Here is a 6,971-nt window from a genome sequence, read left to right on the forward strand (position 1 = left end):
AGATGAGAGTCACGGTTCTTCCTTAATTAATGGCCGTTTTCGTTTTGTTCGCGCGCCAGGCGTCGTTCTTGTGCCTGTCGCTGCAAGATGTAGCGGGCCAGCAGTTGTCGCTGGGCATCGGACAGGTATTCGAATTCGGTGCCGACGTCGTAGCCGCCACCCTTGCGGTCGCAATGGGTGACGCGGGCCCGCAGTAACAGGCCGAGGGCTTGTGGCATCAGCACCAGCTTGACCGACAGGTGCGCGCCGACGGCAATGGGCGTCGGATGCTGAAAGTCGATGCCGCCTTCGGAGATGATCACCGGCTGCGGTTCGCCGATCTGTCCGAGCACGGTCAGGGCGACCACCTGGCTCAGCAGATCGATGCGTTTGTTCTGTGATTTGAGGAACGCGGCGATGGCTCGGTCGCGTTCGTTGATCTGGCGCAACAGGTGTTGCGACTCGAATTCGCTCAGGTGCAGTTCGCTGAGCAGGTTGAATAGCGGGGAAGCATCCTGCAACACTTCCTGGCCTGCTGCTTCGGGAGCAGACAGGGGCCGAATTTCCAGTGCGATCGTGTCCTCGATACGGTAGTATTCGCGGCGATCTTCTTCATCTAATGTCGACATGGCGAACCCATGGTAGCGGCGGTGGTCTGAGTGTAAAGCTGGTTATCGACCCCCGCCACAAGGACGTTCCTTTTCCCTCCGAACAAGCCCCGACATGTTCAGACCTCTCTTCGTATTTATCGGCACGCGTTATACCCGTGCAAAACGTCGCAATCATTTTGTGTCATTCATTTCCCTGACCTCGATGATCGGACTCGCCCTCGGCGTGGTCGTGATGATCGTGGTGCTGTCGGTCATGAACGGCTTCGATCATGAGATGCGCACCCGCGTGCTGGGCATGGTGCCCCACGCGACCATCGAGTCCGGCGAGCCGATCAGCGACTGGCAAAGCCTGGCCGCCAAGGTCAAGCAGAACCCGCAGGTGGCGGCGGTTGCGCCCTTCGTCCAGATGCAGGGCCTGCTGACCAACAACGGCAAGGTTTCCAAAGTGCTGCTCAATGCCATCGACCCTGTGCAGGAACGGCAGGTGTCGATCATTGATAACTTCATGCAGCAGGGCAAACTCGACGACCTGGCGCCGGGCAGTTTCGGCATCGTCATCGGCGACAAGGCGGCAGCCAAGCTCGGCGCGGCGGTTGGCGACAAGCTGACGTTTGTCGCGCCGGAAGTCACCGTGACCCCGGCCGGGATGTTCCCGCGCATGAAACGCTTTACTGTGGTCGGCATCTTCCATGTCGGCGCCGGTGAGCTGGACGGCTATCTGGGCCTGACCAATCTGCAGGATCTGGCCAGGTTGCACCGCTGGCAACCGGATCAGGTCCAGGGCCTGCGACTGAAGTTCGACGACCTGTTCCAGGCACCGCGCACCGCGTGGACCATCGCCCAGCAGCTCGGCGAAGACCGTTACTACGCCCGCGACTGGACTCGTACCCACGGCAATCTGTATCAGGCGATCCGCATGGAAAAAGCCATGATCGGCCTGCTGTTGCTGCTGATCGTCGCCGTTGCTGCGTTCAACATCATTTCCACGCTGGTGATGGTGGTGAACGACAAGAAGGGCGACATCGCGATCCTGCGTACCCTGGGCGCCACGCCGGGTTCGATCATGGCGACGTTCATGGTCCAGGGCACGGTCATTGGTGTGGTCGGTACGCTGATCGGCGCCGTGGTCGGGATCTTCGCCGCGCTGAACGTCAGCGCCGCGATCTCGGCCCTTGAAGGGCTGATCGGCCACAAGTTCTTGAACGCCGACGTGTATTTCATCGATTACCTGCCGTCGCAAGTGCAGAGCCAGGACGTGTTGATGGTCTGCGCCGCCGCGTTGGTCCTGAGTTTCCTCGCCACCCTGTATCCAGCCTGGCGTGCCGCGCGCACCCAGCCTGCGGAGGCGCTACGTTATGAGTGAGTCGGGCATGAGTGATAAAGCAATCTTGAGCTGCCGCAATCTGGGCAAATCCTACGTGGAAGGCCCGGAATCGGTAGAGGTTCTGGCCGGTCTGCAACTGGAACTGCATCCGGGTGAGCGCGTGGCGATCGTCGGTACGTCGGGTTCGGGCAAAAGTACCTTGCTCAACCTGCTGGGCGGCCTCGATACGCCGACCAAGGGCAGCGTCTGGCTGGCCGGTGAAGAGCTCTCGGCCCTGAACGAAAAGGCCCGTGGCCTGTTGCGCAACCGGTCGCTGGGTTTCGTTTACCAGTTCCACCACTTGCTGCCTGAGTTCACCGCGCTGGAAAACGTCTGCATGCCGCTGCTGATCGGCAAGACCGCGATCCCGGAAGCGCGTCAGCGTGCGACGGCGTTGCTGGAGCGGGTAGGGCTGGGCCATCGCCTGGAGCACAAGCCGGCGGAATTGTCCGGTGGCGAACGCCAGCGTGTGGCCATTGCCCGCGCCCTGGTGAACAAGCCAGGCCTGGTGATGCTCGACGAGCCGACCGGCAACCTCGACTCCCACACCGCCCAGGGTATTCAGGATTTGATGCTGGAACTCAGCACCTCGATGCGCACGGCGTTCCTGGTGGTGACTCACGACATGAACCTGGCTCGCCAGATGGATCGCGTCCTGCATTTGCAGGAAGGTTGCCTGACCCCCATCTGATTGGCTGAAACCCGGCACACTGAACAGTGCGTCGGGTCTTTTATTTTTATACGGTGCCCCAGCGAATGTTCAGACCGTTATCGATCTTTATCGGCACGCGCTATACCCGCGCCAAGCGCCGCAATCGCTTTGTTTCCTTCATCTCGATGACCTCGATGATCGGCCTCGCCCTGGGCGTGCTGGCGATGATCGTGGTGCTGTCGGTGATGAACGGCTTCCAGCGCGAAATGAGCTCGCGCATCCTCGGCATGGTGCCCCACGCGACCATCGTCGGCGTGAACCCTATCGACGATTGGCAGCCGGTGGCCGCCGCGGCGATGAAGAATCCTGAAGTCACCGCCGCCGTGCCATTCACCGAGATGGAAGGCATGCTGTCCTACAAGGGCACCATGCAGCCGATCCAGGTCAGCGGGGTCGATCCGGCGCTGGAAAGCAAGGTCTCGATCGTTGCCAAGCACATTGTTCAGGGGCGTCTCGACGCCTTGAAGCCGGGCGAATTCGGCGTGGTGATCGGCGAGATCACCGCGCGGCGCTTTCGCTTGAACGTCGGCGACAAGATCACCCTGATCGTGCCGGAAGTCAGCAATGCACCGGGTGGCATCACCCCGCGCATGCAGCGGCTGAACGTGGTGGGCGTGTTCAAGGTCGGTGCCGAACTGGACGGTTCGATGGCGCTGATCCACATGGCCGATGCCGCGCAGATGCAGCACTGGCAACCGAATCAGGTACAGAGCGTGCGCCTGGCGGTGAAGGATCTGTACGCCGCGCCGCAAGTATCGAGCGACATCGCGACCGGCCTGGGCGCCGCCTACAAGGCTGACGACTGGACTCACACCCAGGGCAGTCTGTTCAGCGCGATGAAGATGGAAAAAACCATGATCGGCCTGTTGTTGCTGATGATCGTCGCCGTGGCGGCGTTCAACATCATCGCCACGCTGATCATGGTGGTCAACGACAAGGGCGCGGACATCGCCATCCTGCGCACCATCGGCGCCACACCTCGGCAGATCATGGCGATCTTCATGGTGCAGGGCACGGTGATCGGGATTGTCGGCACCTTGATCGGTGGTGTGCTGGGCGTGATCGCGGCGTTGAACGTCAGTGAACTGGTGGGCTGGATGGAGCGGGTCAGCGGGCAGCACATCTTCAGTTCCGATGTGTACTTCGTCAGCAACTTGCCGTCCGAATTGCAGGGCGCGGATGTGCTGTTGATCTGCTCCGCCGGTTTCATCATGAGCTTTCTTGCGACGGTTTATCCGGCGTGGCGGGCAGCGAAAGTCGAGCCGGCTACCGCGTTGCGGTATTCGTAGTCCGTTAGACCGCGAGGGGGCCAGTCCTGCTGGCCTCAGTCCTTTCTTGGCAACTCAATTATGAACCGCGTCCACCCCTGAGCCGATTCGCAACGAATCTGCCCGCCATGGGCGCGGATGATCGACTGGGTGATCGCCAATCCCAATCCCGCATGCTCACTGATGCCTTCACGGCGCGCGGGGTCTGCCCGGTAGAAGCGGTCAAACAAACGCGGCACCAGGTCCTCGGAAATCCCTTCACCACTGTTTTCAACGGTCAGGCTCAAGCCTGCCGGTTGCTCGACGATCTTTACCCGCACCTCACCACCGGCCGGGGTAAACCGCAACGCATTGTCCAGCAAATTGGACAGTGCCCGGCGCAACATGCTGCGATCGCCCTGCATGCTCGCGTGGCCGTCACGACTCAACTTCACCCGGGCGTCCTCGGCCAGCGGCGCGAAAAACTCCAGCAGCACATCTGCTTCTTCCGCCAGGTCCAGAGGTTCACGCTTGGGCATCAGCAAACCATGGTCAGCCTTGGCCAGGTACAACATGTCGTTGACCAGTTGCGCCATCCATTGCAGTTCTTCGAGGTTGCTGTGCAGCGCCTCGCGGTAATCCTCAAGGGGGCGAGGGCGGGTGAGGGTGACTTGGGTGTGGGTCAGCAGGTTCGACAGCGGTGTGCGCAGTTCATGGGCGATGTCGGCGGAGAAGGCCGAGAGCCGCTGAAAAGAGTCATCGAGGCGTCCGAGCATGGCGTTGAAGCTGTGGGCCATTTCCGCAAGCTCCGGTGGCATGTCTGCTTCCGGCAGACGGGCGTTGAGTGATTGCGCCGACACGCCGCTGGCGACCGCACTCATACGCAGCAACGGACGCAAACCACTGCGCGCCGCCCAGGCACCGAGCAGGGCGGTAGCCAGGGCCGAGAGGCYGACCGTCAGCCAGATCAGGTGCTGCATGCGCTGCAGAAAGTGTTGGTGATGGGTGATGTCCAGCAACAAGGTCAGTTGCGGTGAGTCGGGTTTGTCGAGGAACAGCGGCGCATTCAGGACGCGGTAATCGGTGCCGTCGTCGCTCACTGTCGACAGGCCACGCTTGCGCGGTAAATCTTTGGGCACGCTGGGCGAACTGTCGTACATGCGTTGGCCGTCACTGCTAATGATGCGCAGCGAAAGATCGGCCTGTCGGCTCAATTCATCGGCCAGCCTGGCTTCGGCGTCGCCGGCCTGAATGTCATCCAGCGCCCGGCGTAAACCAATCAGTTTGTCATCCAGCAACTGCTGGTCCAGCTCGACAAAGTGCGCCTCGCTGGCGCGGCTGAACAACACTCCGGCGAACAACGACACCACCGCAGTGCAGGCGGCAAACAGCAGTGCCAGGCGGTTGCTTAATGAAAGCCGGCGCATCAGGCGGGGCGCTCTTCAAGGACGTAACCCATGCCGCGCACGGTGTGAATCAACTTGTTCGGGAAATCGTCGTCGATCTTCAGGCGCAACCGGCGGATCGCCACTTCGATGACGTTGGTGTCGCTGTCGAAATTCATGTCCCACACCTGGGACGCGATCAGCGACTTGGGCAGAACTTCGCCCTGGCGCCGCAGGAGCATTTCCAGCAGGGCGAATTCCTTGGCGGTCAGGTCGATGCGCTGACCGTTACGCTCGACCCGGCGACGGATCAGGTCCAGGCGCAAATCGGCCAGTTGCAGGCTGGTTTCCTGGGGCGTGGCGCTGCCTCGACGCAACAGGCTGCGAACCCGGGCCAGCAGTTCAGAGAAGGCGAAAGGTTTGACCAGGTAATCGTCGGCGCCCAGTTCCAGGCCATGGACTCGGTCCTCCACCGCATCTCGTGCGGTCAGAAACAGTACCGGCGTGTCCAGGCCTGCACCAGCCTCGGTCAGGCCCTGGCGCAGGTATTGGCCGGTTTTCGGTTGGTCTTCGACGATCAGCAGTTTCATGGGCGACTCGGGCAGTTTGAACAGGTGCGTTATACCGTGGGCGGCGAGGAAACAGGCCAACCTGACAAAGTTGTAATCTGCCTGTCAGGTAGCTGGCAGAGCCGGCTGGTAGAGTTTCCCACAAGCTGAACCTCATCTTGTTGGAGTGCGACTATGTTTTTGCAAAAGCGTCTGGCACTGGCCGCTTGTTTGCTGACTCTGAGTTTAGGGCTGGAAGCCTCACCGGCGCAGACCTACGATTTCGGTCAACCGGCCTCGGCCGCCCAGGCCACCCGCAGCGTCGAAGTGGTAATGGGCGATATGACCTTCAGTCCCAAGACCATCGATATCAAGGCCGGGGAAACCGTGCGTCTTGTACTGGTGAATAAAGGCCAGTTGCTGCACGAATTCAACCTCGGCGATGCACAGATGCATGCCAGGCATCAGCAGGAAATGCTCCAGATGCAGCAAAGCGGCATGCTGATGCCTACAGGTATGAAGGCCATGGACCACGGTTCCATGGCCGGAATGGATCATGGCGCCATGGATCACGGCATGAAGCATGACGACCCCAACAGTGTGTTGGTGGAGCCGGGTAAAACCGCCGAGCTGACCTGGACCTTCACCAAGGCCACTAACCTGGAATTTGCCTGCAACATCCCCGGCCATTACCAGGCCGGCATGGTCGGCAAACTGACAGTCAGTCAGTAAGCACTCAAAGGCGGGAGCAAAGGCTGGTAGAATCCGCTGATTCTTCAGTCAGGTTTCCGCCATRCATCCCGCAGCCGAACATTCGCCGCTGGGCAAATCCAGCGAATACATCGCCACCTACACGCCGTCCTTGCTGTTCCCGATCCCGCGCGCCGCGAAATGGGCCGAGTTGGGCCTGACCGCGCAAACCCTGCCGTACAAGGGCGTGGACTTCTGGAACTGCTTCGAGCTGTCGTGGCTATTGCCGTCCGGCAAGCCTGTGGTGGCGATCGGCGAATTCAGCATCCCGGCGGATTCGCCGAACATCATCGAGTCGAAGTCGTTCAAGCTGTACCTCAACTCGCTGAACCAGACGCCATTTGCCGACACCGCCAGCCTTGAAGCGACGCTGGTG

7 protein-coding genes and 1 pseudogene are annotated in these 6,971 nt (G+C 60.9%); 5 read left to right on the plus strand and 3 right to left on the minus strand.

Going from position 1 to position 6,971, the window contains the following annotated elements:
• Positions 1-26 precede the first annotated feature (26 nt).
• The gene (locus tag AC1DLB_RS19260; RefSeq protein ID WP_028939700.1) at positions 27-608 is read right to left on the minus strand and encodes a PilZ domain-containing protein; all 582 of its coding nucleotides are present in this window, start codon (positions 606-608) and stop codon (positions 27-29) included.
• 94 nt (positions 609-702) lie between these two features.
• On the opposite strand from AC1DLB_RS19260, the gene AC1DLB_RS19265 reads away from it, so the two are divergent.
• From AC1DLB_RS19265 to AC1DLB_RS19275, 3 genes are all read left to right on the plus strand, one after another.
• On the plus strand, positions 703-1,953 hold the full coding sequence (locus AC1DLB_RS19265) for a lipoprotein-releasing ABC transporter permease subunit (protein WP_007935280.1): 1,251 nt from the start codon (positions 703-705) through the stop codon (positions 1,951-1,953).
• 7 nt (positions 1,954-1,960) lie between these two features.
• The gene (gene lolD, locus AC1DLB_RS19270; RefSeq protein ID WP_018928149.1) at positions 1,961-2,644 is read left to right on the plus strand and encodes a lipoprotein-releasing ABC transporter ATP-binding protein LolD; all 684 of its coding nucleotides are present in this window, start codon (positions 1,961-1,963) and stop codon (positions 2,642-2,644) included.
• Between the two features lie 65 nt (positions 2,645-2,709).
• Positions 2,710-3,954 (plus strand): lipoprotein-releasing ABC transporter permease subunit, encoded by a 1,245-nt coding sequence (locus AC1DLB_RS19275; protein ID WP_018928148.1) that lies wholly within the window; start codon positions 2,710-2,712, stop codon positions 3,952-3,954.
• 35 nt (positions 3,955-3,989) lie between these two features.
• Here the strand turns inward: AC1DLB_RS19275 and AC1DLB_RS19280 are convergent, their stop codons facing one another.
• Entirely contained in the window at positions 3,990-5,339 is a 1,350-nt protein-coding gene (locus AC1DLB_RS19280) for a heavy metal sensor histidine kinase (protein ID WP_477785457.1), read from the minus strand.
• Positions 5,339-5,887 carry a winged helix-turn-helix domain-containing protein gene (locus AC1DLB_RS19285; protein ID WP_477785458.1) on the minus strand — a complete coding sequence of 183 codons (549 nt, stop codon included), beginning with the start codon at positions 5,885-5,887 and terminating at the stop codon, positions 5,339-5,341. The genes AC1DLB_RS19280 and AC1DLB_RS19285 overlap by 1 nt, the downstream gene beginning before the upstream one ends.
• Before the next feature lie 153 nt (positions 5,888-6,040).
• Between AC1DLB_RS19285 and copI the strand changes: the two genes are divergently transcribed.
• Together copI and AC1DLB_RS19295 are read left to right on the plus strand one after the other, a co-directional pair.
• Positions 6,041-6,577: a copper-resistant cuproprotein CopI gene (gene copI, locus AC1DLB_RS19290; RefSeq protein ID WP_064616954.1), complete on the plus strand. Its 537-nt coding sequence runs from the start codon at positions 6,041-6,043 to the stop codon at positions 6,575-6,577.
• 61 nt (positions 6,578-6,638) lie between these two features.
• Positions 6,639-6,971 (plus strand): annotated as a pseudogene (locus AC1DLB_RS19295) (NADPH-dependent 7-cyano-7-deazaguanine reductase QueF); the annotation flags it as partial.

It is taken from the genome of Pseudomonas sp. 05N434, assembly GCF_056396965.1.

Bases quoted from the DNA above. Each gene is read 5' to 3' on its own strand.
- AC1DLB_RS19275 (WP_018928148.1), top strand. From the start codon at position 2,710: ATGTTCAGACCGTTATCGATCTTTATCGGCACGCGCTATACCCGCGCC.
- AC1DLB_RS19285 (WP_477785458.1), bottom strand. From the start codon at position 5,887: ATGAAACTGCTGATCGTCGAAGACCAACCGAAAACCGGCCAATACCTG.
- lolD (WP_018928149.1), top strand. From the start codon at position 1,961: ATGAGTGATAAAGCAATCTTGAGCTGCCGCAATCTGGGCAAATCCTAC.
- copI (WP_064616954.1), top strand. From the start codon at position 6,041: ATGTTTTTGCAAAAGCGTCTGGCACTGGCCGCTTGTTTGCTGACTCTG.
- AC1DLB_RS19260 (WP_028939700.1), bottom strand. From the start codon at position 608: ATGTCGACATTAGATGAAGAAGATCGCCGCGAATACTACCGTATCGAG.
- AC1DLB_RS19265 (WP_007935280.1), top strand. From the start codon at position 703: ATGTTCAGACCTCTCTTCGTATTTATCGGCACGCGTTATACCCGTGCA.